At 49.6% G+C, this 25,638-nt stretch carries 22 protein-coding genes; 7 read left to right on the top strand and 15 right to left on the bottom strand.

What is annotated here, in order from left to right:
• Positions 1–54: 54 nt before the first annotated feature.
• From IEY24_RS15505 to IEY24_RS15495, 3 genes are all read right to left on the bottom strand, one after another.
• Complete coding sequence (locus tag IEY24_RS15505; RefSeq protein ID WP_188933640.1) at positions 55–1,107, bottom strand: sugar phosphate isomerase/epimerase family protein; 1,053 nt, start codon at positions 1,105–1,107, stop codon at positions 55–57.
• Positions 1,108–1,118: 11 nt separating this feature from the next.
• Positions 1,119–2,264, bottom strand: a complete 1,146-nt coding sequence (locus tag IEY24_RS15500) for a Gfo/Idh/MocA family protein (RefSeq protein ID WP_188933638.1) — start codon at positions 2,262–2,264, stop codon at positions 1,119–1,121.
• Positions 2,265–2,348: 84 nt separating this feature from the next.
• Complete coding sequence (locus IEY24_RS15495) at positions 2,349–3,476, bottom strand: Gfo/Idh/MocA family protein (RefSeq protein ID WP_188935197.1); 1,128 nt, start codon at positions 3,474–3,476, stop codon at positions 2,349–2,351.
• Positions 3,477–3,720: 244 nt separating this feature from the next.
• Here IEY24_RS15495 and IEY24_RS15490 point away from each other — a divergent pair, with 244 nt between their 5' ends.
• A complete protein-coding gene (locus IEY24_RS15490; RefSeq protein WP_188933636.1) occupies positions 3,721–4,959 on the top strand; it encodes an MFS transporter in 1,239 nt (412 codons plus the stop codon).
• 72 nt (positions 4,960–5,031) lie between these two features.
• Here IEY24_RS15490 and IEY24_RS15485 read toward each other — a convergent pair whose 3' ends face one another.
• Together IEY24_RS15485 and IEY24_RS15480 are read right to left on the bottom strand one after the other, a co-directional pair.
• Positions 5,032–7,440, bottom strand: a complete 2,409-nt coding sequence (locus IEY24_RS15485) for an endonuclease MutS2 (RefSeq protein ID WP_188933634.1) — start codon at positions 7,438–7,440, stop codon at positions 5,032–5,034.
• 78 nt (positions 7,441–7,518) lie between these two features.
• A complete protein-coding gene (locus IEY24_RS15480; RefSeq protein WP_188933633.1) occupies positions 7,519–8,037 on the bottom strand; it encodes a DUF7935 family protein in 519 nt (172 codons plus the stop codon).
• A gap of 143 nt (positions 8,038–8,180) precedes the next feature.
• On the opposite strand from IEY24_RS15480, the gene IEY24_RS15475 reads away from it, so the two are divergent.
• Entirely contained in the window at positions 8,181–8,480 is a 300-nt protein-coding gene (locus IEY24_RS15475) for a HesB/IscA family protein (RefSeq protein WP_188933631.1), read from the top strand.
• Between the two features lie 9 nt (positions 8,481–8,489).
• Here the strand turns inward: IEY24_RS15475 and IEY24_RS15470 are convergent, their stop codons facing one another.
• Positions 8,490–9,062 carry an NUMOD4 domain-containing protein gene (locus tag IEY24_RS15470; protein WP_188933629.1) on the bottom strand — a complete coding sequence of 191 codons (573 nt, stop codon included), beginning with the start codon at positions 9,060–9,062 and terminating at the stop codon, positions 8,490–8,492.
• 189 nt (positions 9,063–9,251) lie between these two features.
• Between IEY24_RS15470 and IEY24_RS15465 the strand changes: the two genes are divergently transcribed.
• Positions 9,252–9,611 carry a CoA-binding protein gene (locus IEY24_RS15465; RefSeq protein WP_188933627.1) on the top strand — a complete coding sequence of 120 codons (360 nt, stop codon included), beginning with the start codon at positions 9,252–9,254 and terminating at the stop codon, positions 9,609–9,611.
• An 8-nt stretch (positions 9,612–9,619) separates the two neighbouring features.
• Here IEY24_RS15465 and IEY24_RS15460 read toward each other — a convergent pair whose 3' ends face one another.
• The 5 genes from IEY24_RS15460 to IEY24_RS15440 all read right to left on the bottom strand — a co-directional run bounded on the left by IEY24_RS15460 (position 9,620) and on the right by IEY24_RS15440 (position 13,612).
• The gene (locus IEY24_RS15460; RefSeq protein WP_188933625.1) at positions 9,620–10,621 is read right to left on the bottom strand and encodes a 3-oxoacyl-ACP synthase III family protein; all 1,002 of its coding nucleotides are present in this window, start codon (positions 10,619–10,621) and stop codon (positions 9,620–9,622) included.
• 136 nt (positions 10,622–10,757) lie between these two features.
• A complete protein-coding gene (gene pssA, locus IEY24_RS15455) occupies positions 10,758–11,462 on the bottom strand; it encodes a CDP-diacylglycerol--serine O-phosphatidyltransferase (RefSeq protein WP_188933623.1) in 705 nt (234 codons plus the stop codon).
• Between the two features lie 6 nt (positions 11,463–11,468).
• Entirely contained in the window at positions 11,469–12,107 is a 639-nt protein-coding gene (locus IEY24_RS15450) for an MBL fold metallo-hydrolase (protein WP_188933621.1), read from the bottom strand.
• A gap of 50 nt (positions 12,108–12,157) precedes the next feature.
• Positions 12,158–12,850, bottom strand: a complete 693-nt coding sequence (locus IEY24_RS15445; RefSeq protein ID WP_188933619.1) for a hypothetical protein — start codon at positions 12,848–12,850, stop codon at positions 12,158–12,160.
• A 57-nt stretch (positions 12,851–12,907) separates the two neighbouring features.
• Positions 12,908–13,612, bottom strand: coding sequence for an SAM-dependent methyltransferase (locus IEY24_RS15440; protein ID WP_188933617.1), 705 nt, complete (start codon positions 13,610–13,612; stop codon positions 12,908–12,910).
• An 80-nt stretch (positions 13,613–13,692) separates the two neighbouring features.
• Between IEY24_RS15440 and IEY24_RS15435 the strand changes: the two genes are divergently transcribed.
• The gene (locus IEY24_RS15435; RefSeq protein WP_188933615.1) at positions 13,693–14,124 is read left to right on the top strand and encodes a hypothetical protein; all 432 of its coding nucleotides are present in this window, start codon (positions 13,693–13,695) and stop codon (positions 14,122–14,124) included.
• Here IEY24_RS15435 and IEY24_RS15430 read toward each other — a convergent pair.
• Positions 14,117–14,893, bottom strand: a complete 777-nt coding sequence (locus IEY24_RS15430; RefSeq protein WP_188933613.1) for an alpha/beta fold hydrolase — start codon at positions 14,891–14,893, stop codon at positions 14,117–14,119. The two genes, IEY24_RS15435 and IEY24_RS15430, sit on opposite strands and share 8 nt — an antisense overlap.
• 430 nt (positions 14,894–15,323) lie before the next feature.
• Between IEY24_RS15430 and IEY24_RS15425 the strand changes: the two genes are divergently transcribed.
• Positions 15,324–18,689, top strand: coding sequence for a TonB-dependent receptor (locus IEY24_RS15425; protein WP_188933611.1), 3,366 nt, complete (start codon positions 15,324–15,326; stop codon positions 18,687–18,689).
• 116 nt (positions 18,690–18,805) lie between these two features.
• Here the strand turns inward: IEY24_RS15425 and IEY24_RS15420 are convergent, their stop codons facing one another.
• Complete coding sequence (locus tag IEY24_RS15420) at positions 18,806–19,696, bottom strand: glycerophosphodiester phosphodiesterase family protein (protein WP_188933609.1); 891 nt, start codon at positions 19,694–19,696, stop codon at positions 18,806–18,808.
• Positions 19,696–20,697, bottom strand: a complete 1,002-nt coding sequence (locus IEY24_RS15415) for a patatin-like phospholipase family protein (protein ID WP_188933606.1) — start codon at positions 20,695–20,697, stop codon at positions 19,696–19,698. The genes IEY24_RS15420 and IEY24_RS15415 overlap by 1 nt, the downstream gene beginning before the upstream one ends.
• A gap of 244 nt (positions 20,698–20,941) precedes the next feature.
• Between IEY24_RS15415 and IEY24_RS15410 the strand changes: the two genes are divergently transcribed.
• The gene (locus IEY24_RS15410) at positions 20,942–21,916 is read left to right on the top strand and encodes a polyprenyl synthetase family protein (RefSeq protein WP_188933604.1); all 975 of its coding nucleotides are present in this window, start codon (positions 20,942–20,944) and stop codon (positions 21,914–21,916) included.
• Positions 21,917–22,010: 94 nt separating this feature from the next.
• Positions 22,011–23,420: a leucine-rich repeat domain-containing protein gene (locus IEY24_RS15405; protein ID WP_229222382.1), complete on the top strand. Its 1,410-nt coding sequence runs from the start codon at positions 22,011–22,013 to the stop codon at positions 23,418–23,420.
• On the opposite strand, the gene IEY24_RS15400 is transcribed toward IEY24_RS15405, so the two are convergent.
• Positions 23,417–25,594 (bottom strand): DUF5916 domain-containing protein, encoded by a 2,178-nt coding sequence (locus IEY24_RS15400; protein ID WP_188933602.1) that lies wholly within the window; start codon positions 25,592–25,594, stop codon positions 23,417–23,419. The two genes, IEY24_RS15405 and IEY24_RS15400, sit on opposite strands and share 4 nt — an antisense overlap.
• Positions 25,595–25,638 lie beyond the last annotated feature (44 nt).

Here is a 25,638-nt window from a genome sequence, read left to right as displayed (position 1 = left end):
AAACCTACTTTCCATAAGGAAAATAGGTTTTCAATATACTTGTACGATCGACAATTATAGGCCCAGGACCTTGCGGTTAAAAGCTTCGTCTGCACCGGTTCCGGCGAAATCGTCGAATGCTTTAGTCGTCACTTCAATGATGTGACTTTCGATGAACGGTGCACCTTCCGCCGCGCCTTGCACGGGCGATTTGATGCAGCATTCCCATTCAAGAACAGCCCAGCTGTCGTAATTGTATTGCGACAATTTTGAGAAAATTGCACCGAAATCTACCTGGCCGTCGCCCAGTGAACGGAACCGACCGGCGCGATCAGCCCAGCCTGCAAAGCCGCTATAAACGCCCTGCTTGCCGCTCGGATTGAATTCCGCGTCTTTTACGTGGAATGCTTTGATGCGGTCGTGATAGAGGTCGATGAATTGGAGGTAATCCAATTGCTGCAACACGAAATGGCTTGGGTCGTAGTTGATATTCGCGCGGGTGTGGCCGCCGAGGTAATCAACAAACATCTCGAAAGTACTACCATCGAACACATCTTCGCCCGGGTGCAATTCGTACGCCACGTCCACGCCATTTTCGTCATACACATCCAAAATAGGTTTCCAGCGAGCGGCCAGTTCTTTGAATGCCGTTTCTACCAGTCCGGCGGGGCGCTGAGGCCATGGGTACAGGAATGGCCATGCCAATGCGCCTGTGAAAGAAGCACTGGCTTTCAGGCCTAGTCTGCGGCTTGCCTGCGCTACATATTTCAAATGCTGCGTAGCCCATTCTGCACGCGCTTTCGGGTTTTTGCGAACCTCGGGCACGGCAAAATTGTCATACATTTCGTCATAAACAGGGTGCGAAGCCACCAGCTGACCAATAATATGGGAAGCAAGCTCAGTGATTTCAAGGCCTTTGTCGGCCAACTTACCTTTCAGGTCATCCGCGTACGTCTGCGACTCAGCAGCTTGCTTTACATCGATCACGCGCGGATCCCAGGTAGGGAGTTGTAAACCTTTATAACCCAACCCTGCCATGTAGTCGGCAATGGTATCGAGTGAATTGAACGGAGCTTCATCGCCAAGGAATTGGGCGAGGAAGATACCGGGTCCTTTAATGGTTTTCATATTTTTTTAAATTAAATAGTTACCCAAGCCTCCTTCTTATTGCTCTCCAAAATCCTCTCACAGATCAACAACTCGCGGTACCCGTCCGCAAAAGTTGGGAATGTTGGGTTTTCGGGTTGCTTGCCGGCGGCGATGGCGGCGTAAACTTCTTTGAACATTTGTTTTGATGTATCCGGGAAGCCTTCGTTGTGGCCGCCTGGGAAGGTGATGGTCGAACGAACGTCCTCGTTCACAAGCGATGGGTCACGCATCAGGACTTCGTTCGCTTTATCGCGGTTACCGATCCACATTTCGTTCGGCGACTCGGAGCACCAGCTGAATGTCTTTTTAGAACCGGAGATTTCCAGCGACATACGGTTTTTTCGACCAGCCGAAACTTGTGAAACGGTGATTACTCCTTTGTTGCCATTGTCGAAACGGAGCAAAACGTTCGCATGATCTTCGGTAGTGATAGGTACATCGGCGTAGTCTTCCGGTTGCAGCATTTTGCCTGAATAGGTCTCAACGGCTTTCAAAGGCTTCTTGCGGGTCTTGTGCACGGTATTGAAATCGGCCAGGACCGCTACTGTTTTCAGACCGGTAATGTATTCCAGGATGTCCATCAGGTGGGAACCGATGTCCGCAATAGCGCGTGAGTCGCCGGATTTGTCCGGTTCAAGGCGCCAGTTATAGTCAGTGTTGTAGAACAACCAGTCTTGCAGGTAAGAACCGATGAACGAATAAATCTCACCCAATTCACCTTTTTCACGCATTGATTTCATCTGGCGCGCCAGCGGATAGTAACGCAGGTTGAAGTGAACTGCATTCACGAGGCCGGTTTTAGCAGCCAGTTCCACGAGCTCTTCGGCTTCTGCAAGGTCTTTCGCCAATGGTTTTTCACAAATCACGTGTTTGCCGGCCAGCAATGCTGCTTTCGACTGTGAGTAATGTAAAAAGTTAGGTGTACAAATGTGGACAGCCTGGATGTCATCCTGTTTCAACAGCTCGTCAAACGTGTAGGAACGGGCAATGCCAAGCGCGTCAGCTTTTTCCTTGGCCAGTTCTGCGGTCACTTCGCAAAGTGCGGCAACTTCTACATTAGGAAGACGTCTCAGTGCTTCAATATGTGCGGGGCCAATGAAGCCTGTTCCGACAACGCCAACTTTGATTTTGTTCATAAATGGGTATGGAATGATTGGTGAAAAACAGTCCGCTCTCGCGGGTTAAATTGAGATGTACAGTAATTGGATTGCGTATTCAGATCAGAAATCGGTCCATTTCGTCTCCGTCTTGTTCGAGGCAATGACGGCGTCGATGAACTTCATACCCCTCAGACCATCCTGTGCGCTTGGGAAGTCGTACACCGGATCGGCTTTTTTGCCTTCCCAGTAAGCCCTCACGTGGATGGCGAAGTTGCGGTATAGATTAGCGAAGGCTTCGAAATAGCCTTCAGGGTGGCCAGCGGGAATGCGGGTGTGTACCTGCGCGGCTTTGGACAGGTTACCCACGCCCGTGCGGATGATGCGGGTGCCCTGGTTGGTTTTGTGGATCAGCGTGTTAGGCTCCATTTGTTTCCATTGCAAACCGCCCGTTTCGCCGTAAACACGGATATTGAGGTCGTTTTCCTCTCCGTTGGCAATCTGGCTGTTTTGCAGGATGCCCTTCGCGCCATTGTTGAAGCGCAGTAGAATATGAGCATCATCATCCAGCAAACGGCCTTCTACAAATATTGTAAGGTCGGCGCAAATCTGGGTGATTTTGAGACCGGTGATGTATTCGGCCAGGTTTTCGGCATGTGTACCAATGTCGCCCAGGCCTCCCGCGGCTCCCGAACGCTTTGGGTCGGTGCGCCATGCGGCCTGTTTGTTGCCCGTTACTTCCACCAATGTCGCCAGCCAACCTTGCGGATATTCCACAATTACCTTTCTTACTTCTCCAATGGCACCTGAGGCAATCATCTGGCGGGCCTCTTTTACCATAGGGTATCCGGTATAGTTGTGTGTAAGACAGAAGACAAGGCCTGTTTTTTCGACCACAGCCACGATTTCTTCCGCTTCTTCGGTATTAAGGGTAATGGGTTTATCGCATACGACGTGGAAGCCATTTTCAAGCGCAAGCTTCGTAGGCGCGGCGTGCATGTGGTTGGGTGTCACGATGGTAACAAAATCCATGCGTTCCCCTTCCGGCAGTTGCTTTTCTTTCAGGATCATCTCCTCGAAGTCGTTATAAACCCTGTTTTCAGGCAGATATAGCGCTTTTCCGGTTTCTTTCGATTTAGCAGGATCGGAGCTGAACGCTCCACAAACCAGCTCAATTTCTCCATCCATGATCGCTGCACGGCGATGGACCCCACCAATAAATGCATCCAGGGACCCGCCTACCATGCCCATTCTGATCTTTCTTGACATTCCAGTTGGTTTAAGGTTTTTCAAATAGATTATACAGATAAGAAAGAGCCGTGTAAAAGACTCTTACTTCCTACAAATATAAATTTAAGACATAAAAAACATTGCTTAGGAATAATGAAAAGCAGTAGAATTCCCCGGAGTTTGTTTTTTTTGTGAAAATCTTTGAATAAAAACCGGTATCCCGAAGTCAATCATCTAATTCAAATAATCAAACCCATTACGTCACATGTCCCAATCAGTTAACAGCGGAAGACTCTTCAATGCAAGTTGTTTTGCGCTCATAACCACTGCATTCTCATTCAGTATCCGTGCAGGGATTCTGCCCCAGCTGGGCACTGAGTTCAATCTCTCGGCCGAGCAACTGGGCTTTATTAACTCGATGTGGTTCTTCGGGTTTCCCCTCGCGATGATTATCGGCGGGCTTGTGTACCACACGATCGGCCCGAAAACGATCATGCAGGTGGCGTTTGTGTGCCACGCGATTGGTATTATCATGACGATTTATTCAGGCGGCTACACCGGCCTTCTGATCTCTACATTCCTCATCGGGGTTGGTAACGGCTGTACAGAGGCCGCTTGTAACCCAATGATCGCCGACTCCTACGAAGGACTGCAAATGAGCAAAATGCTCAACCGCTTCCACATGTGGTTCCCCGGCGGTATTGTAGTGGGTTCTCTGATTTCAAAATTTATGACCGACGCCAACCTCGGCTGGCAGGCACAAATCTGGGTGATTCTCATCCCGACATTCATTTACGCATTCCTTTTCTGGGGACAGGCATTCCCGAAACCACACGTGGCTGGTGTAACCTCAATCGGTGAGAACGTGAAGGCGATGTTCACTCCGCTGTTCCTCTTTATCTTCGTTTGTATGGCATTTACCGCTATCAGCGAATTTGGTCCGCAGCAATGGACAGGTCTGATCATGAGCAAAAGCGGTGCAAGCCCAATGCTGATTCTTGCATTGGTAACCGGTCTGATGGCCATCGCCCGCTACTTCGCTCACCCGATCGTGGCAGCAATCGGTCAGACGGGTATCCTCTGGGGCTCGTCGATCCTGGCAGCGGCCGGTATTTACCTGTTCAGCACAGTGACTGGCCCTGCGGCTTATGCAGCGGCTGTGATCTTCGCAATGGGTGTAGCGTTGTTCTGGCCAACCATGATCGGTTTCGTGGCGCAGAACGTGCCTTTGAGCGGTGCATTAGGTATGTCTATCGTTGGTGGTATCGGAATGTTCTCAACGGCTATCTGGCAGCCTGTAATCGGTAAATGGCTGGACGATGCCAAAGCTGAAAAACTGGCAGCAGGTCTGACGGGCGACGAAATGGAGCTTGCCGCCGGGCAGGCGACACTGAGCACGATGGTGATGTTCCCTGCGCTGCTGATCGTTGCGTTCGGTATTCTGTATTTCTGGATGAAAGGACGTAAAACAGTACCTGCTTCTTCTTCCGCAGCAGTTCACTGATAACTGGATATATCAAACAAAAAGGGCGCTGATGAGGCGCCCTTTTTGCATTATGAAGTATTTCTAAAAGCATTACTTCAACTTCACGATCGTCACCCCCGCGCCTCCGCGGTCGGCGTGCTCGTCGTACATGCCCGCTACCTGCTTGTACCCGCGCAGGTGGTTGCGTACCAGCGTACGCAGGATGCCGTCGCCCTTGCCGTGCACGATGCGGAGTTCGTCATAGCCGAGCATAATGGCATTGTCCATAAACTGATCAACAAGCCCCAGCGCTTCTTCACCGCGTTTGCCGCGCATATCCAGGTTGAAACTGAAATTGAGCATCCGCTCGTTCATATCGACGCCTTTGGAAGCTGTTTTTACGCCTTTTTCACCGGTAGCGGCGCGGTAGGTTTTCCGCGACACTTTTTCAAGCCGGTTCAGTTTGATGGTCGATTTCAGGTCGCCGATGCGGATTTCGGCATCTTTCCCTTTGATCGAAAGCACTTCGCCAATAGCGGTCTGCCCGCTGATGCGCACGTAGCTGCCAGGCGTAATGTCGCCGCCTTCCGGCTCGTATTCCTCCTCGGCGGGCTGCGGTTCGGCTACTTCGGCCAGCACAAGGTTTTTCTTCCCAAAATTTTCGAGGTGGGTCCTTACCGTTTTGGTCTTTTCCTTCTCGGCCTTGTTTTCCTTTATTTCCCGAATAGTATTCTCGATCAGTTGATTAGCATCTGAAATCAGGCTCTTGGCTTTTTGTTTGGCCTCATTGACGATCTTTTTCTCGTTATTATCGAGCTTTTCTTTCAATGCAGTGTAGTCGGCCAATTGCTTCGCGAGCTTGCGCTCTTTGATACCGATCTCAATGTTCTTCTCGGCAAATACGCGGCGCTCGATATCGAGCTCTTTCAGCAGTTTTTCAAAATTCACTTGCTGCGTTCCCAGCTTCTCTTTCGCACGGGCTACCACTGCTTTCGGTAACCCGATTTTGGAAGCGATTTCAAATGCAAATGAGCTTCCGGGGCGACCTATTTCCAGCTGATACAGCGGTTCCAGATGTTCACCATCAAACCGCATCGCACCGTTAACCAGCCCATCGGTCTTGTCGGCCAGTACTTTTAAATTGGTATAATGCGTATTAATCATCCCAAAAGCGCCCGATTGGGTAAGGTTTTCGAGAATAGCCTCCGCAATCGCACCGCCGAGGCCCGGTTCGGTCCCTGTTCCGAACTCGTCGATCAGAAACAAGGTCCTTTTGTTGGCCATCGAAAGAAAATGGCGCATGTTGGTCAAATGCGAACTATAAGTACTCAGGTCATTTTCAAGTGATTGCTCATCGCCGATGTCAATGAAAATATTCTGAAAAAAGCCCATGGAAGAGCCTTCCTGCATGGGTACGAGTAAGCCGCATTGGAACATGTACTGGATCACGCCAACGGTTTTCAATGCCACGGATTTACCACCGGCATTTGGTCCGGAAACGATCAGAATGCGTTGCTTTTCCTGCAATTCGATATTCAATGGAACAACCTTCTTGCCTTGTTTCTGAAAAGACAAATGCAGTAACGGATGCCGCGCCTCACGCCAGTCGATAAATTGCCGGTTTTCAAACGGCGGGTTAATGGCGCCCATTTCGCCTGCCAGCCGGGCTTTGGCACGAAGGAAGTCCATAAGTCCCAGGAAGCCGTAAGCCTTCTGCAAATCGGGTACAAATGGCCGGACGTAGGCAGTCAGTTCAAGCAGGATGCGGTTGATCTCCCGGCGTTCCTCATATTCGAGTTCACGGATCTCATTATTGGATTCAAAAATATCCGTGGGTTCGATGAAAACGGTCTGGCCGGTCGCTGATTCATCATGAATAAACCCGCGCAGTTTTCGCTTGTGCTCGGCCGCCACCGGAATTACCATACGGCCGTTCCGGACGGTCAGCGACACGTCGTCGCCAATCCAGCCATTGCTTTTGGCAGATTTCAGGATCGTATCGAGTTTTTTACGAATGCCCGATTGCTCCGAAATCAACCGCTTGCGGATGCGCGATAGCTCGGGCGAGGCCGAATCGCGGATTTGTCCGCGATCGTCGATAATGCGGTCGATGGCATCGGTAACGGCCTTTTCGACCCTAATCGTTTTGGCATATTCTCCCAAAATCGGGAAAGCATCGGGTTCCTGGCTTTCAAAAAAGCGGAGGCAAAGGCGGATCGTCAGCAGCGAGACTTTCAAATCAGAAAATTCGGGCTGGGTCAGCAGCATGCCTTCAATGGAAGCCCTTTTCAAATAAGGCGTGGCGTCGATGTAATTCTGGGAAGGGAAGTTCTCGCCCAGTTCGAGTATGCGCAGCATTTCGGCGGTCTGGCTCACGAGTTTCTCGACCATGCCGAAGTTTTCGGAGAACCGGATTTTTTCAACAAAAGCCTGTCCCAAAGAGCTGATACAAAGCTCTTTTAAACGTTCCCTAAGCTTGTCGAATCCCAGTTTTTGTTCTAATGTATTGGGGTAGAGCATTTTTTAATACCTATCGGCTGTCGGCATTCGGCCGTCAGCATTGTAATTGTTGATGTTAATTTTTGATCGTCGAAGGCCCTAAAACACGTTTCGTATCTCCTCCTTCAAAACCTTCAAAGCATGCGTCGAAGGCTGTATTTCCTTCTCGATCACGTGTGAGAATATCTTTTTAGCGAGGTCGGAGGCCGGGGCTTCCGCACTTACTTCCGCTGCTGCCTGGTTCACCACCGCCACTGTCTCGTTCATCGCATTCACGATCTGCTCCCAGGCCTGTGTGCTAATGTAGAGCTGTTGCGCTACATTATGGTTATATTCTTCCCGGATCTCGTGGAGTGCGATCTGTTGCAGTTCCAGCGCGCTCGTTGCCGCAGGTGCCAGTCTCAACAACAGGTTATTGGGAGAAATACGTTCCAGGAAGAGGGACATGCGCTCGTAAGCCTGCAAGCGAAGGGGTAATGTGATCTCGATATTTTTGCTGCGCATATCCCAGCGCTGTTTTTCGAAAATTTTGTTGGCGACGGTCGTGATGGTGAGGTACATGCCGAAAGTCACGACGGCTCCCAGTATCAAAACTGTCAGAATCAGGTAATATTCCATGTGTGAAATTGTAATTTTCTGCCAAAATGAGGCACAAAATTAAAGGATTAGCAGCACTTGGCTGATATTTTATTTCAAAACGCGAATGGAACGGCAACGGTTTGCGTTAACCCATTTATCGCAATCAAGAATAAAGAGCAGGAATGGATAACCCAATTCAATTGACCGAAAAGGCGCAGCTAGAAATCAGATCAACCCTGGAAGCCAATAAAATCCCGGATACCTACGGACTTAGGGTAGGGCTTAGAGGGGGTGCGTGCAGCGGATCTTTTCTGCTTGGGTTCGACACAGCCACAGAGCATGACCAGGCATACCTCATCGAAGGCATTAAGGTGCTGATAGACAAGCGCCATTTAATGTACGTGATCGGCGTGTCAGTTGATTTTGAAGAGGGTGCGAACGGCAGCGGTTATACGGTTTCCGCCGCAGAAAAACTCAAATAAGTATTTCAATCAATCCTCAATGGTTACATGTTTCCAGTTCTCCCCCGAACGTATGCGGTTGAGCTGGGTATGTGTAATCCCAAACTGCTTCGCAATCATTTTCAAGCGGTTATTGTCGTTTTTCAACAATTTTTTGATGATCCGTACTTTGCTTTCCGTGAGTTTGTAATTTTTGGTACGGCGCGGGATTACCCGGTTGATGAATGCAGGGTTTTCGCGGTTATGATCGATCATTTCCGCTTTTGTAACCCATTTCAGGTTTTCGTAGTAGTTGTTCTGTTTATCGAAATCCAGGTGGATCACGAAGTTGTGCTCGGTATCCGGCCTGTCCACGAAGTGCTCGGCTACGAGTTTGTGCACGTACCGGTTAATGGTTTTCCCGCCTGCGACGCGGATATTCAAAGACCTATAACCCTGAATGACAGATCCCTTGATCACGACTCCTTCCTTCGGGTTGTTCTGAAAACTTTTCAGTCTGCCATAATTAGACACCTCGTAATGAGGAGCATTCTCGATCTCGTCGAATATAATTTTTGCCCACTTTTCATTCCAGAAGCTCCGGCTTACATTTGATTCATTCATTTGATAAAATATATTATAAGGTTCTATGGTCGTACAGTTGGTCTTTACGTTACCATTCCCGTCGAGAACGCGGGAACGATCTTTTGGTGTTTTAAAAAGTGTGTGGGGCTGCTGTTAATACCGGGGCGGTAGCGACCGCGGCGGCTATGGACACATTTGGCCCTTTATTTTCTACTAAATTGATTTGGCATGAAACGTACACTCATTATTGGAGCAACTCCCAACCCATCCAGATACGCTTACCTGGCCGCACAGAAACTCACGCACTATGGTCATCCCATCTTACTCATCGGACGCAGGAAAGGTTTTGCATTAGGAGAAGAAATCAACACAGACAAAACTGACTGGAAAGACGTAGATACCGTCACTTTGTATATCAATCCGAGCCACCAACCTGAATACTACGATTATATCGTTTCTCTAAATCCTAAACGCGTTATCTTCAACCCTGGTACAGAGAATCCTGAATTTAAGGATATTTTAATAGATAAAAATATCATACCAATAGAAGGGTGCACGCTGGTAATGTTGTCGACCGGACAATTCTAGTCCGGAACCTACCACCTGATGAGTGCCGATGCCCAAGTAAACCCGCTGCCGAAGGCCGCGAGGCAAATCAGGTCGCCTTCCTGAATTTTTCCGGTCTCCCAAGCCTCGGTCAATGCGATAGGAATGGAAGCGGCCGTCGTATTTCCGAAACGTTGTAAGTTGTTGATTACCTGCGATTCAGCAAGCCCAAGTTGCTGGCGTACGTAGTCGCTGATCCGTAAGTTTGCCTGGTGCGGAACGAGCAAGTCGATGTCGCCGGCGGTGTAGCCATTGGCTTCCAATGCCTCCTGGATCACCTCGCCAAACCGTACGATCGCATGTTTGAAAACCGCATTGCCATTCATATAGACGTTATGCCCGCCACCGTCGATTACCTCCTGGCTTACCGGGCGACCTTCGCGGCTGCTACCCGGATCTTTCACATAGAGTTCTTCCGCAAACCGGCCGTCGGCGTGGAGGTGTGTAGATAATATACAATGTTGGGGATCGTTCGTTGCGGAAACTACCGCAGCTCCGGCGCCATCCCCAAAAATAACTGCGGTATTACGCCCGGCAGTACTCTTGTCGATCCAGGATGACTGTATCTCCGAACCAACTACCAATGCCGTTTTGTACATCCCCGATTTGATGAACTGATCGGCAATCGAAAGTGCGTACACAAAGCCTGAGCATTGCTCGCGGATGTCGATCACCGGCTTGCCGTCCATCCCCAGTTCACGCTGCATCAGAAATGCCGAGCCAGGGAAGAAATAATCGGGGGTAATGGTAGCGTACACGATCACGTCGATGTCGTTAGGCGTAAGCCCGGCCCTGTCCAACGCCTGCCGCGATGCCGCAGCAGCCATGCTGTAATTGGTATCTTTTCCATACTCGAAATACCGACGTTCCTGAATGCCGGTCCGCTCACGGATCCACTCATCGGAGGTTTCCATCCATTGCGTAAGATCGTCGTTGGTAATAACATTGTCGGGAACGTAGAAACCCAGGCCTGTAATGCGGGAGAATGCCATGCTAATCGGGACTGTTCAAAGCTGCTGAGGGTCAAAAGGCAGAAAGGAACGGTATTTAATGCTAAAATGATAATAATAAGCAACATACGTTGCCGGAAAGATTGCAAAAATGCAAAAAAAAGTCGTGCCTACCAATTCAAATCTGCTTTTTCCTGAGGTTGTCGGCAATGGAGAGAAGTACGTACACGATTAGTATTGCAGGAACGGCGAGGAATTTTAAGGTAACGAGCAAAAGAACTGTGATCCCAATTAGAATGAAGCGTGATTCATTTCCTTTCCAGCCGAACTGCTTGAATTTGAGTGCGATCAGGGGAAGCTCCATCACAAGGGCATAGGACATGACGGCGCTTAAAATCAATAGATTGTTGGTATTGATGATGATATCTTTCCAAAACGCGCTCTCTGTGTGAACGATGAGCGGCAGGGAAGCGATGAGCATCGCATTCGCGGGTGTGGGCACGCCTATGAACGAATCGGACTGGCGTGGGTCATTATTGAATTTCGCGAGACGGATCGCCGAGAAAATGGCGATGATAAACGCCGGATAGGCCTTCCAGATACCCAAGAGGTCGGGAATGCTTTGCATCAGCAGCTGATACAGGATGATCGCGGGCAGCAAGCCGAACGTCACCATATCGGCAAGCGAATCGAGGTCGCGTCCGATGGGGGAGGTGACTTTCAGCAAACGGGCGATAAAACCGTCCAGAAAGTCAAATATCAATGCGACGCCAATGAGCAGGCACGATAGTATCAGGTTATTGTGGAATGCTTCTACCACGCCAATGCAGCCACAAAGCAGGTTTCCGCAGGTGAGGGCATTGGGGATGTTGCGACGGATCATAAGGCGCTATTTGAAAAACGGGTTGTTTCTTTTCTCAAAACCAATGTTGGTAGGTTCCATATGGCCGGCATAAACGGTATAATCGTCGGGGAGGGTGAACATTTGCTCCCGGATGCTTTTCAGCAAGGTGCCGTGGTCGCCGCCGGGGAGATCGGTGCGGCCGATGCTCATGCGGAACAGCACATCGCCGCCAATCACGAATCTATCCGCGTCATTCACAAATGCCACATGCCCGGGCGCGTGGCCAGGTACGAATAGGATTTTCAGGGATGTATTGCCGAATTCAATAGTCTCGCCTTCCCGGATAAAGCTGTCGATTTCGGGTTCTTCAAATGTAGAAAAGCCGTAATTGGACGCGTAAGATTTAACGGCCTTCAAAAGCGGCTCGTCCAGCTTATGCAAGACAAACGGAATGCCGTATTTCCGTTTGAGCGCGGCTACGCCGAGCACGTGGTCGATATGGGCGTGTGTATTCACAATCTGCACGGGTTTCAGGCCGTGTTCTTCAATATATGCGGCGAGCTCGTTCACTTCCGCACGGTCGTAGCAGCCCGGATCGATAATAATGGCCTCGCCTGTTTCGTCGTGAAGAAGATAAGTATTTTCAGAAAATGGGTTGAAAACAAATGTTTGTACCTGGACCATTCCGGTAGGGATATGTGGGTTAATGAATGGGGGCGAATTTACAAAACACTTTACAGTTCTTTGAACCGGGCAATGATGCGGTCGAAGTAAAATATCGTCGTATCCTTATAATCGGAATCGGTCCCGGCGAAAAACCATAGTTCGCCCTCGTTATTGGCGACCACCGTAACGGGTTGTCCGTCATTGGAATACCTTAATAATGTGTGGTAACGGGTGTCGGAATTGGTACTGGCAATGCTTCCGGCCAGCAAAACGGCCTTGCCTGATTGGTTGCCCGTGCCCTTGTCGAGGTTGAATGTATACGTGCCGGAAACCAGCTTTGTCAATGGCTCGATTGGGGATACGCCCGCTTTGAATGTGACCTTGTCGACAATCGTACTTGCGGTGTATCGCGTCGCCAGGTCGACCTGAAGCACCATCTCGTAAGATTTGTTCGGGGTAAAACCACTCACGCGCTTTTTAAGGTAACTGAACATATTGCCTTTGGAATACCTCGACAGAATCCGGTAGCCGTATTGTGTGGTGTCGAGGCCGCGGGGAAGCAACGCGGTAGCGGCGACAGTATCGAGTTGGGTAGAGTCGGCCGTTGCTGCGAATCCGGCATATTCGGGAGTCCAGCCATCCGTACCCCCTGTTCCCGACTGGAAGTTGGAATCGACGGTAATACTGGCGTCGAGACTGTCTTCATTACAGCTCCACAGGCCCGCCGCTGCCAGAATGGCTATCAGAATATATTTTTTCAAAGTGAATAGCAGTTTTCAAAAAGAACGAAAGATAGATCAATATCTTTCTCTAAAAGCCTATCCGATCAGGAAAATCGAAGGGATTTTGTGCAGGTCAGGCTTCGCCGCTTTCCATTTTCCCACCGGCATTGTCCTGATCAGCTCGTCGGGGGCGGTTACATTGGCTGCAATGCATAAGGCCAGATCGGGTGAGCACGCTTCTATTACGGCTTCGAGCAATTGGTTGTTGCGGAAAGGAGTTTCCATGAATATTTGCGTTTGCTGGTATTGCCGCGCATTTCTTTCAAGGTTTTGCAATGCTTTTTTACGCTGTACTTTATCGATTGGCAGATAGCCATGAAATGCAAATGACTGTCCGCTCATTCCCGATGCCATCAATGCCAGCAGAATGGACGACGGCCCTACCAAAGGCACCACGCGTATCCCCAGCTCGTGCGCAATGCGTACGGCTACCGCGCCCGGATCGGCGACGCCGGGGCAGCCGGCTTCCGATATTACACCCGCACTTTTTGAAAGGTTTCGCAGCGAAGCAGCGGTTTCCGTTTCGGGGGTATCTTTATTCAGTTCGATAAATGTCAACTCGTCGATGACCCGGCCAAGTTTCAGGCTGCTGATGAACCGCCTGGCGGTGCGGATGTTTTCCACAAAGAAAACATCCAGGTGCCGTACGGCATCTTGGATCTGGGGAGAGAGTACGTCGTTTTGCGTCCCTTCGGCCAGTATTGTAGGGATTAAGTACAGGGAAATCCCGGAATCATTCATAGGTGCTGCATTTTTTCATTCCTTTCCAACCAAAAAGCCTGATTGTGAATCTACGGAGTAAATAAAATTATTTAATAAGTATGAAAAGACTATTATACATACCCCTTGTTTTGGTGTGGTTATTGTCTTGTAAAAAAGATAGTGTCAACGACCCTTCACCCAATTACGCTTTCTCGACAGTGTCGGGTATCTGGCATTCTGTTGAGGTTGAAAGATCTTCACTGGATAATAAAAGTACCTGGGAGCCGATTGCCGCTGCCAAATCCGATTCGTTGATATTTCGGCATGACGGCGTTGTGTTGAACGCCAACGGTACCCCGCGCTGCTGCGCACCTGCTACCATGATCATCAATGGTACCTTGCTCGATGTAAAACCACAAATTGCATTGCCCAACAACCCGCAATGCGAACTGCTGAACTGCATTACTTGTCCGACCTGGGAAATATCGCTAAGCGATGACCAGCTTATAATAGGCACTTGCAATTCACCGAGAACGAAATACGTCAGATAGCTTCATTCAGAAATTCAAGCAGGGTGCTGACAAATGCTTTCGGCTGCTCAGCCTGCACCCAGTGCCCTGCTCCCTCGATCGTTTTCAACTGTGCGTTTGGGAAAAGATCGAGAATGCCTTCCAGGTCTTCATCCAATACATAATTAGAATTAGCTCCCCGCATGAACAGCGTGGGGGTTTCTACCGGCTCGTCGGACTTGATCTGCGCGCCCACATTGGCCATGTCGGTTGTGAGCAACGGCAGGTTAAAACGCCAGGCAAAGCCGCCTTCTTCTTTTCTATACAGGTTTTTCAGTAAAAATTGCCGCACGCCCAGCAACGGCTCGTATTCGCTAAGGACTTCGTCGGCCTGGTTGCGGTTTTCGATCTGGTCCAGCGGAATTGCATTCAGCCCTTTCAGGATTTTGGTGTGGTGAATAGGGTAGGCTTTGGGCCCGATATCGACCACCACGAGTGCATCGAACGTGCCGGGGTGGGTCACTGCATATTCCATGACCGTCTTTCCGCCCATGGAATGCCCGACCAAGATCGGTGAAGCGATTTGCTGTTGGTCCAGAAAATCCTTTAAATCAGCGGCGAGCGTCGGGAAATTGAGCGGGGCTTCGTGCGGGGAGCGTCCGTGGTTGCGCTGGTCGACCAGGTAAACGCGGTAACCCTGCTCCGAAAGGGTTTTCCCGATCGTAAGCCAATTGTCGAGAAAGCCGAAAACACCGTGGAGGATGATCAGGGGCTTGCCTGTTTCGCCTATTTGTTTGAAATTGAGTTGCATAATGTTGGTTGAACGATAATATTTCGACAGCCCACAGCCGATAATCACATCGCAAAGGTTGTAAGGATTTCCGGGAAGGAAAAAAACGGTCCTTCCTAAAATTTAATTATTTGTTAAACAGCGGTTACCTTGTGGTATAATAATTGCTGCCTGATAGATAAAAAATCTTTTTTCTGCCCTCAAATCTGCCCTTCCAAAGCCTCTGGCCCTTCTTGCAATTTCTTAATGATTTGATAAAATTGAAAATATTGAAGTATTGTTGCACGAATCTGCATTATTTCAATAAATCAGCTAGTTACGAAGATTAGTATTGCATTTTAGTAGGATTTAGTCTTTTGTTTGTAAACGTAAAAAGCTATTATTTTGCACCAATTATTCATCCTCCTTGAATGAATCCGCTAGTATTCTTACAAACCAAATCACCAAATTTATGAACGGGAAAAGTTTACTCTTCCGGGCGGTCTGCCTCACGGTTACCGCACTTCTATTCTCTCTATTCGGACCTGGGGCCCAAGCCCAGGTGACTTCATCAGCCATTACGGGACGTGTGGCAGACGGCAAAGGCGAGGTGCTCCCAGGCGCCACGGTCGTTGCGATACACGAACCGTCGGGAACAAAATACGGCTCGGTAACCAACGAACAAGGACTTTACACGATCCCGGCAGTGCGCGTGGGTGGTCCTTACAAGGTGACAGTATCTTTCGTGGGATTTAATGAGCAGTCACAGGAAAACATTTTTGCTAACCTCGGTACTGCCGCCAACGTCAATTTCGAACTGAAAGACGGTTCGACCGACCTTGCGGAGGTGATTGTTACCGGCGCCGGAAGCGATATTTTCAGCTCCGACCGCACGGGTGCAGCTACTACTTTCAACAAAGGCCTTATCACAAGCCTGCCTACGCTTGGACGTACGCTGAATGACATTACCAAATACAACGCATACAGCAACGGCCGCTCTTTCGGCGGGCAGGACAGCCGGTATAACAACTTCACCATTGATGGTTCCGTGTTCAACAACGGTTTCGGTTTGGGTAACGAAGCGCAGGCGGGTGGTCGTACTGGTTCGACGGCGATTTCTCTGGATGCGATCGAAGAAGTACAGATCAACATCGCTCCTTATGACGTGCGTCAATCGGGCTTCGCGGGTGCGGGTATCAACGCGGTAACGCGCTCGGGTACCAACGAATTCTCAGGTTCTGTTTTCCATTTCTTTAAAAACAAGAGCCTGGCAGGAAAGAAGATTGACGGCAGCGATTTCAAGGTGGCTGAATTCAACGAAAAAACAACCGGTTTCCGCCTGGGCGGTCCGATCATCAAGAACAAACTGTTCTTTTTTGTAAATGGTGAGTTCGTAAAACGTTCAAGCCCGGCGCTCGACTTCGTACTGAACCGTGGCCAGGGATCAGGCGGTAACATATCGCGAACTACATTGGCTGATATGGAGGACCTTTCTTCCTTCATGAAAGACAAGTTCAAGTACGACGTAGGTGCATTGGACGGCTTTAACAACGAGAACACAAGCAAGAAGTTTCTTGCCCGCATCGACTACAACATCAGCGATAAGCACAAGCTGACATTGCGTTACTCGCACCACGATTCGGATTCGGACGTGTTGATCAGCCAAAGCAACAGCTCCAACACGGCAGGTTTCGGTAACCGCACCAATTCGCTTTCGGCGATTTCTCCGCAGAATACAGGCTACATTATCCAGGACAACACGCGTTCCTTCGTAGCGGAATTGAACTCGAACTTCGGCGGTAAGTTTGCCAACAACCTGATCGGTACATTCAATAAACAGATTGAAGACCGCAAATATAAAGCGCCGATCTTCCCGACGATCGAAATCCAGAAAGACGGATCGACTTACACTACCATCGGTTCGGATCCATTTACACCGAACAACCGTCTGGATTACTCTACTTTCAACATTACCGACAACCTGACGTATTTCGCAGGAAAGCATACAGTGACTGTCGGTGCGTCATATGAGCACTTCAAGTCGAACAACCTGTTCTTCCCGACCTCAAATGGTGTTTGGGTATTCAAATCGATCCAGGATTTCAAAAATGCAGCGAATGCATACCTGGCAAACAAGGACCTGACGACTGCTCCTGATACCGTGGTACGTTTTAACTACCGCTACTCATTACTTCCGGGCGGTGCCGCTCCATGGCAGGTGTTCAAAACACAGACGATCAGTTTGTACGCACAGGACGAGTTCCAGGCTACACCTAACTTCAAACTTACTGCCGGTCTTCGCGCTGATTATGTCAACATGCCGAATACTTCGAAGCAATATTACAATGCAGATGTCGCGAAAATAGACTTCCGCGATCCGAATGGCGGAATTTATAAAGTGAATACAGGTAATGTTCCCAAATCCCGCGTTTACCTTTCACCACGCGTAGGTTTCAACTGGGATGTAAAAGGCGACCGCACTACGCAGGTTCGCGGAGGAACCGGTTTGTTTCTTTCCCGCATTCCTTACGTGTTGATCTCGAACCAGTTGGGTAACAATGGTGTGAACTCTGCAACCATCTCCGGAAGCAATACGACTGCCTACCCTTTCACATTGGATCCGTCGCGTTACAATCCGGATTCGACCGGGGTACTTAAAGGCTATCAGGTGAACGCATCGGACGAAAATTTGAAGTTGCCACAAATTTGGAAAAGTAACATTGGTATCGACCAGCAACTTGGCTGGGGCGTTGTAGCCACCGTGGAAGGTATTTTCAACAAAAACTACAACTCGCTTCGCTACATTGATGTAAACCTGAAAGCGCCTACTGCACAATTCGCAGGTCCTGATACTCGCAACAGGTTCCCTGCGTCGGGTCTTAGCGGAGGTGCTGCGACGACAGCCCGCTTAATAGAAGACGACGTATCAAATGTTTACGTATTGACTAACACGAATAAAGGCTATTCTTACTCATTGACCGGTAAACTCGAAAAACCTGCGACACGCGGTTTCGGTGGAATGGTAGGTTATACTTACGGTATGGCTAAGGACATTGCTTCGGTTTCTTCTACCGTGGAAGGCAACGTGCCGGGTGTGAATGGGTTGAACTATCTTGATCTGGCCTATTCAGGTAACGACGTTCGTCACCGCTTCGTAGGTTACGTTTCTTACCGCAAAGAGTATGGCGGTAAATTCGGTGGAGCTACGATGATTACATTGGGAGGCGTATCTTCAAGCGGTACCAAAATCTCCTACATCAGCGCTACCGATATGAACGGCGACGGTCAGAACAACGACCTGATCTTTGTTCCAAACAAAGCAAGCGACCTTACTTTCCAGACGCTGACAACTACTGCGAACGGCAAAACTTATACATTCTCGCCGGAACAGCAGGCCGAAGCATTCCAGAAATACATCGACAACCATCCTTACCTGTCGGAAAGAAAAGGCAAATATGCAGAGCGTAATGGCGGTGCTTACCCATGGCTGACCCGTTTCGATGTAACGGTCGAGCAGGATTTCTACGTAAAAGTGGGCAAAAAGGACAAGAAGAATATCATCCGTCTGCGTGCCGATATTTTCAACGTTGGTAATATGATCAACAATAAATGGGGTGTAGCAAACCAGGTAACTGCTTCTTCGAACAGCACGCAATCCAACCCGCTCAACTTCGCGAGTGTAAACGCTCAGGGTGTTCCCACCTACCGTATGGGTACGCAGGTTATCAGCAACGGCACATCCACTGAGACTGTGCTCGTACGTGATGCGTTTGTGAAGTCAAGAACAATCAACGACGTATGGCAGGCACAAATCGGTATCCGTTATATTTTTAATTAAGGATAGCGAGCCTTCAGATAACAACGAGCCCGCAGTAATGCGGGCTCGTTTTGTTTTGCTTATTGTCAGCCTGACATTTTCCATCCTCCCTTTCCTCCATCCTCCCTTTCCTCCTTTCAGTCCCTCTTATAAAAAATACTCTGCAACAAAATCGGATTGTCGGTACAGATAATATCCGGCCCGCCGGAATCCCGGATCTTTTGGTACAATGGCCGTGAATCCGTGGCTTGAAGCGTGTCGATATTGCCGTTCGTGCCTAGTGAAGATGCGACGTTCAGGTCGTGAATGCGCTGGTAAAATGATCCGTCCTGCAATTCTCGTGGCGTGAGCGCCACAAGCTGTTCAAACGGCAAGCCCGACTGCTCGATCGTGTCGATGTGCTCGAGGCTGTTGAAACCTACCGCCAGCATGAGCTGTGGTGCCAGCTTATGTGCGAACTGGGCTTCTTGTAGCGAATAGCAGATCAATACCGATTTATAAAGATTTCCCGTTCCTTGAAGCATTTTGATAGTTTGGGTAATGCTGGTTTCGGGCTTCTTATCGACGATCAGGACCAAATTCTTGCCGGCCGACCAATTCAAAACATCCTGGAATGTGGGTATGGGGTGCTCCGTCATGGAGCCATAGGGATCTTTTAACCTCAGTTTGCTGACTTCTTTCCACTTCTTTTTACTCAATAAGCCCTTGCCATTCGTCTTTAATGCAAGGTCGTCGTCGTGCGAGATGACGAGCAGGCTGTCAGCTGTGGCGCGGACGTCGATTTCAAGGAGCACGCATGGCACTTTTGCGTAAGTTCGTTCGAAGGTAGCCATGCTGTTTCCGGGGAAGCCGTCTTCGGTACCGCCCTGGTGCGCCATGATTAATGGTGTGGTACGCTTGCCTGGCTTCAGGTAACTTTTCAGCGCTTCGGCGTCTTTGAACCGGCAGTCACCGGTTTGGGCCTGGGCAGTGTGTGAGAGGGCAGCGAGCAGCAGTACCGCGAATATCTGCCTTGTCTGGTTTTTCATTACGATTTTACATTGTTTGATTCAGTGTGAAGTGGCCCATGTCTGGAAGAATCGCGAATGGCCGTTCCATTAATAGCCGGATCGGTAATCGACGAGTCTCCGCCTTTTTCGGCATTCAAAATTGATTCCACACCCGCGCGGTAGCCTTCTATGATCAGCCTCGAAATATCTTCCGAGTTGAAATGCTGTAAATCGAGGAAAAGCGGTGTCGATGGCCTTACTACCGTCAGTTTCATCGGCTTGCCCCGAAGGTTCGAGCGGTCGACGTACGACTCGGCCCATTGAATATTGTTGTTCACAATCTGGTTCACGGTAATATCCCGCACACGCTCGATCAGCGTGATCAGATTGCGCGTGTTAATATCTTCCGGCTGGTAGAGCAGGGGAGAATGGCAGCCGATCAGGATAATTTCCGTTGCCCCGTCCTCGATCGCTTCGCGTATAGGCGCGACCTCGCGTAAACCGCCGTCGAGGTAAAGCTGACCGTTGATTTCGATTGCCGGCATCAGCATCGGAATCGATGAGCTGGCACATACAAAATCCACATAATGCGGATCCTGTGTGGAGACATATTTCATTTCCCCGGTACCAATGTTCACAGCACCGGCCTTAACCTTAATGGGCGTATCGCGGAGGTAATCGTCGTGCAGGTGCTTGCGGATGAGCTGATGCAGGGGCGACGGGTCCACAATGCCGTCAAAGCGGCTCATTAGTGTATTCATCCCCAGCATTACCCGTGAGCGCAGCGTGGAAATATCCTGGGGCTGGGTGATATTCTTGATCCAGAATTCGAGCAGCTTACGACCTGCCAGCGGCCAGTCTATCTTTTTGTTTTCGGCTATTTGCTTGCCGGTTTCATTGGCGAGGAACGTGGCGTTGAGCGAGCCTACCGAAATCCCGTACACCATTTCAGGTTCAAAACCGTTTTCCAGGACTGCCTGGATCACACCTACCTGAAATGCTCCCTTCATAGATCCTCCGCCGAGAACGAGTGCTTTCATATCGACTGGTTTACGTGGTTTAGTTTTGTACTTCGGCTGCTGGCTGTCGGCTGTCGGCAGTTTTGGACGCCCTGGCCTTTGTTCAATTCTAAACATTTTCGGTTTAAAATTGATATAAACAGAAGATTTTATTCCAAATTTGAAGATCAGAGTTCAGAGGGTTAAACGAACATATTTACAAACTTATGCCCCTGTTCGCTTCCTTTTATTATCAGGAGGGACCTTTAAGCCCTCGTACATGAATATGACCCTTTCAATAAAGGAAATTCAGGCTCCTATTGCGGATGAGATGAAAGCTTTCGAGCAGAAGTTTCGCCAGTTTATGAAAAGCGAAGTAATGCTTTTGGACCAGATCATGAACTATATCGTGAGGCGGAAAGGCAAGCAGCTGCGCCCAATGTTCGTATTTCTGTCCGCAGGGGTTTGTGGCAATATCTCCGAATCGACCTACCGTGGTGGCGCGATGATCGAACTGCTGCATACGGCCACCCTGGTACACGACGACGTGGTGGACGATTCCAATTACCGCCGTGGCTTTTTCTCTGTGAACGCATTGTGGAAAAACAAGATAGCCGTGCTCGTGGGTGACTACCTGTTGTCGCGCGGGCTGCTACTTTCGGTCGATCACGAGGAATTCAAAATATTGAAAATCGTTTCGACGGCCGTCCGTGAGCTCAGCGAAGGCGAGCTGCTGCAAATCGAAAAGGCCCGCAGGCTGGATATTAATGAAGAGGTTTACTACGAGATCATCCGCCAGAAGACCGCGTCGCTCATCGCTTCGTGCTGTGCAGCGGGCGCCAGCTCGGTAGGCGCGGCGAAGGAGGTGGTAGAAAAAATGCACGCATTCGGCGAGAAGGTAGGGATGGCATTCCAGATCAAGGACGACCTTTTCGATTACGGTGAGGACGAAATCGGAAAGCCGCTCGGTATCGATATCAAGGAAAAGAAAATGACGCTCCCGCTCATTTATGCGCTCAACCACGCGCCCTGGCTCGAAAAACGCCGCATTATCAACATTATCCGCAACGAAAGCCACAAACCCAACAAGGTAAGTGAAGTAATCGCATTCGTGAAAGACTCGGGGGGGTTACGCTACGCGCAGGAGGTAATGGAAAGGTATGTAAAGGAAGCACTAACATTGCTCAACGAATTCGCCGACTCACCCTACCGCCGCTCGCTCGAACAACTCGTTCAGTATACGATTGAACGGAGTAAATAGGAATGAGTAAATTACGACAGAAAATATATAAGTAAGTATAATAATATAACTATTCTTTTAGTTATGTTTGCGTGCTCACTTAATACTGCCTGTCATGAAAATATTCTTCACTGTTTTATTGCTCGTTGCAGGCATCGGCCTGGCGGCGCAGCCTGTGGTACTGATCCACAAAGACGTTCCCAAAGATCTTTCGCAGAAACTAAGACATGATTACCTGAATGTTGAAGGCGAAGTGAACGAAAAGCCGCACACGGTACAGACGGCATTTGAGCGTATTTACGGACAAATTCTCGAAACCGACAAATTTAGGGATTATACGGTCTGGAACACCCTTTACCTGAATGAGAAGGGCAAAATCGACTACCTGGTGTTGGCCGTCACGAGCGGTTTCCGACCTGTAAACGGAAAGCAGCGGGAGGAATCGACCGTGGCCGACTCGCTGGCAACCATTATTTCGTCCCGGATTGCGCCATACCTCACCGATTTTGTCTCACGCAGGACGGTCGGTGCCAAAACTTCTATCATCGTTTTCGTGGGCTTCTTCACCCGGCCGCCCAGGGAGCCGCATATCAAAAAGGATAGTGTAGTACATGGCCTGGTAGAGGCTGTGGCGACGAAAGATACGTTGAAGGTGAAGACGCTCGCGCTCGGACAGAACCTGTTGACGTCCGTCCCGGAAGTAATATACCGCTTCCCGAACCTGGAAGAGCTGTTTTTGGGCGACAACGATATCGAAAACGTCGATCTGGACATGGCGCGCCTGCCCAAATTGCGGCACCTCGATTTAAGCAAAAACATATTACGTGATAACAGCATTGCCATCAGCAAAAACAAATCATTGCAGCTGCTGAATGTACAGAAGAACCTCATTACCGACATCCCGCATGCTGCCCGCAACTGTAAAAAGCTCGAAACGCTCTGGCTCGGGAATAACCAGCTGACCGGTCTAACTAATGCCAGTTTCAGCAAATTGAAACCCGTTAAAGACCTTAATTTCTACAAGGCAAATGTAGCAGTGTTGCCCAAAGGCATCCGAAAAATGCGCAGACTGGAAGTGCTGGATTTGTATTATAATAAATTGGAAACCCTGCCAAAATCGATCACGAAGCTGAAACGCCTGACGCATTTTGCAGTTTCCCATAATCAGGTCACCGCATTGCCGAAGCGCATCGATAAGCTGAAACGCGTGCACACACTTTACGCGCATCATAATCACCTTAGCAAACTACCTGAGCGCATTACGCGTATGAAGGAGTTGCGCATTGTGGATCTCGGCTACAACTGGCTGACCACCTTCCCATCGCAGCTGGTCGCTTTTACAAACCTGCAAGAACTGGATTTGTCGGGCAACAACTTTCCCGAATTTCCGATGCAGCTCTTGCAGATCAGCAAGCTCGACAAGCTGCATTTGCGCGGCAACCCGTTTTTAGGACAGGATGCCGAGCGTAAATACAGCGAGCAGTTGAGCCAGCTCAAAAAGAAGAATATTGAAGTGTTTTATTAAAGATTCCACCAATAAGTGAATTTCAGCACGATCGCCCGATTTTTCACCTTGAAGTTTTCGGGCAGATAATTGTCGGTGTACACGATAAAAAGGTCGGAAGCCGGTTTGTAGCGCCATTGCAGACGGGCATTCAGGTTGATATTGTCGGCCTGGTTGTTGTACTGCATGAATGTCGTGAAAAACAGGCTGTTAGTGAACGTCACGTCCACGCGCGGACCTACGAGCCACAGTTGGGTACGCTTCCAGGGCTCGGGCAGCCGGATATCGTTGTAGTTGCCGGCCATCGTAATGGCGACGTACGGCTGAACGCGATAACCAAGCTCGGCCCGCAGATTGTTACGCTTGCCGTTTTGGTAGTACCCCCCCAAAATGCCCGATGCGAGGTAAGTAAGGCGGTTTTGAGGGCCAGAAACGATGTCGAAACCGACGGCTTTCCAGTTATGCTCGGTACCGGTCGCCAATGTAGCGCCGCCGAGGTTGGTAGGATCGAAAGGGCGCAGCAACCGCACATAGTTGCTGGAACCCCACACGGCTACCGTCGCGCGGTTGATAAAGTTGACGTTGTAGGACAAGATGAACTCCCGGTCGCTCAGATCGAATTTTTTGTCCCAGTAAACATTGCTTACCAGTTTCGGCCCGTGGCTGATGATTTTCGGGTGTTTGATAAAAAACAGATAGGCAACGTTCGGGCTGATTTTATAGTAACCCATGCGCACGGCATTGGGGACGTAGCCGACTTCCGCATTGTAATTTTTGCCCACGTACTCATGCTGCCATTGCCATATTAGATTCGCCTTGGTGAATTTCAGGTCGGCGGCGTGCGTGAAATCGTCGGAGGATTTACCGGGCGTGAAAGATTTCAGGAACATTACCTTTCCCGTCCACAGGTTTTTGGCGCTCGCAAGGTTGAACTCCGCACCGACGTTCCGGTTGTAGCGGTTAGTGGCCGAATGCCTTTCGAGCGTATAATTGGTTGCATCTTTATTGACAAAAATGAACCGCACGTTGGAACGCGCCAGCACCTGCCGCTGCAATGCGAACACGGCGTAGTTGTTATGGGGCGTGAGTGTATCATTAGCGCCAGTTTGTACATCCAGCACGCCGATACGCCAGTTTTTATTGATCTTCCCGCTCATACGTGCCCCAAACTGGATCGGTACGCCCAAGCCGATGCGCCGCGAGAAAAACGGCCGGATGGTAGCGTACCCGAAATTGGCGAAAAGGTCGGCGTTTTCAAGAAAGAACTGCCGGCGCTCGGGAAAAAATAGCTCAAAACGGTCGAGGTTAGTCTGCTGCACGTCCACGTCCACCTGTGAGAAGTCGGGATTGACGGTCAAATCGAGGTTCAGCGATGGTGTAAGACCTATTTTGACGTCGCCGCCGATGGTCGGTTTGTATTTGGTAGGAATGTCGTTCTGGTGGTCCTTCGTCATGCGCATGGCCGCATAAGGTATCACCGAAATGTTCGGTCCCGGATTGGGGGGCGGTACATCCCACACGAGCACGCCCGTGTACGCGAGCGACGCAGACGGGAACTGCCGCGGTACGGGTGCCCACGACGATTTCTCGGAAATAGTCAGATCCTGGCGACTGAAATTGATGCCCCAGCGTGTAATACCTGGTTTATAGCGGATACTTTTAAAGGGAATGGCCGCTTCCCAAACCCATTTGTCATCCTCGTTTTTAACGGAACTTACCCACTTGTTGTCCCAGCTGAGGTCAACCGTGCCGCCATCGCCCTGCTGGCCGTCCCAGGGAGCACCCGCTGCATTGGCACCGAACGAAAAACCGTTGGTCTTGTCATCGAACGTGTCCATGAAAAGGAGGAAGTTGTCATTCTTCCCGAATGCAAAATCACGTTTCAGCGATTCCACGATCAGTGAGCCTTGGATCGGTTTGTAGTTTACAACCAGGATGTAGAGGTTGTGCTTGTCGTAGCACATTTTCACATCCGTGAGCGCCCTGGAAAAGCTCGTGTCCATAGGCGTGATCATGAAAAAGTCTTTCGCCGTTTCCGCGGCCGACCATGCGGGGTCGTCGGCTACACCATCGATTTTGACCGGCGAAGCGGCTGAATGGATATGGTACTGGTAATTTTCGTTCGGTTTCTGGGCAATACTTTGGAAAATGATGAAACAGAAAATGAAAGGGGTTAGGATAAAGGTACGTAGCACTTGATCTTAAGGGATGTTTAGGAATATAAAAGGTTCGGGGAATA

This window comes from Dyadobacter endophyticus (assembly GCF_014641595.1).
Taxonomy (GTDB): Bacteria; Bacteroidota; Bacteroidia; order Cytophagales; family Spirosomataceae; genus Dyadobacter; species Dyadobacter endophyticus.
This window is presented reverse-complemented; position numbering and strand designations above follow the sequence as displayed.

Excerpts from the sequence above, each read along its gene's own strand:
- IEY24_RS15405 (WP_229222382.1), top strand. The coding sequence starts at position 22,011 with ATGAAAATATTCTTCACTGTTTTATTGCTCGTTGCAGGCATCGGCCTG.
- IEY24_RS15490 (WP_188933636.1), top strand. The coding sequence starts at position 3,721 with ATGTCCCAATCAGTTAACAGCGGAAGACTCTTCAATGCAAGTTGTTTT.
- IEY24_RS15435 (WP_188933615.1), top strand. The coding sequence starts at position 13,693 with ATGAAAAGACTATTATACATACCCCTTGTTTTGGTGTGGTTATTGTCT.
- IEY24_RS15460 (WP_188933625.1), bottom strand. The coding sequence starts at position 10,621 with ATGGCATTCTCCCGCATTACAGGCCTGGGTTTCTACGTTCCCGACAAT.
- IEY24_RS15440 (WP_188933617.1), bottom strand. The coding sequence starts at position 13,612 with ATGAATGATTCCGGGATTTCCCTGTACTTAATCCCTACAATACTGGCC.
- IEY24_RS15425 (WP_188933611.1), top strand. The coding sequence starts at position 15,324 with ATGAACGGGAAAAGTTTACTCTTCCGGGCGGTCTGCCTCACGGTTACC.
- IEY24_RS15475 (WP_188933631.1), top strand. The coding sequence starts at position 8,181 with ATGGATAACCCAATTCAATTGACCGAAAAGGCGCAGCTAGAAATCAGA.
- pssA (WP_188933623.1), bottom strand. The coding sequence starts at position 11,462 with ATGATCCGTCGCAACATCCCCAATGCCCTCACCTGCGGAAACCTGCTT.
- IEY24_RS15485 (WP_188933634.1), bottom strand. The coding sequence starts at position 7,440 with ATGCTCTACCCCAATACATTAGAACAAAAACTGGGATTCGACAAGCTT.
- IEY24_RS15410 (WP_188933604.1), top strand. The coding sequence starts at position 20,942 with ATGACCCTTTCAATAAAGGAAATTCAGGCTCCTATTGCGGATGAGATG.
- IEY24_RS15465 (WP_188933627.1), top strand. The coding sequence starts at position 9,252 with ATGAAACGTACACTCATTATTGGAGCAACTCCCAACCCATCCAGATAC.
- IEY24_RS15505 (WP_188933640.1), bottom strand. The coding sequence starts at position 1,107 with ATGAAAACCATTAAAGGACCCGGTATCTTCCTCGCCCAATTCCTTGGC.
- IEY24_RS15420 (WP_188933609.1), bottom strand. The coding sequence starts at position 19,696 with ATGAAAAACCAGACAAGGCAGATATTCGCGGTACTGCTGCTCGCTGCC.
- IEY24_RS15430 (WP_188933613.1), bottom strand. The coding sequence starts at position 14,893 with ATGCAACTCAATTTCAAACAAATAGGCGAAACAGGCAAGCCCCTGATC.
- IEY24_RS15480 (WP_188933633.1), bottom strand. The coding sequence starts at position 8,037 with ATGGAATATTACCTGATTCTGACAGTTTTGATACTGGGAGCCGTCGTG.
- IEY24_RS15500 (WP_188933638.1), bottom strand. The coding sequence starts at position 2,264 with ATGAACAAAATCAAAGTTGGCGTTGTCGGAACAGGCTTCATTGGCCCC.
- IEY24_RS15495 (WP_188935197.1), bottom strand. The coding sequence starts at position 3,476 with ATGGGCATGGTAGGCGGGTCCCTGGATGCATTTATTGGTGGGGTCCAT.
- IEY24_RS15450 (WP_188933621.1), bottom strand. The coding sequence starts at position 12,107 with ATGGTCCAGGTACAAACATTTGTTTTCAACCCATTTTCTGAAAATACT.
- IEY24_RS15470 (WP_188933629.1), bottom strand. The coding sequence starts at position 9,062 with ATGAATGAATCAAATGTAAGCCGGAGCTTCTGGAATGAAAAGTGGGCA.
- IEY24_RS15415 (WP_188933606.1), bottom strand. The coding sequence starts at position 20,697 with ATGAAAGCACTCGTTCTCGGCGGAGGATCTATGAAGGGAGCATTTCAG.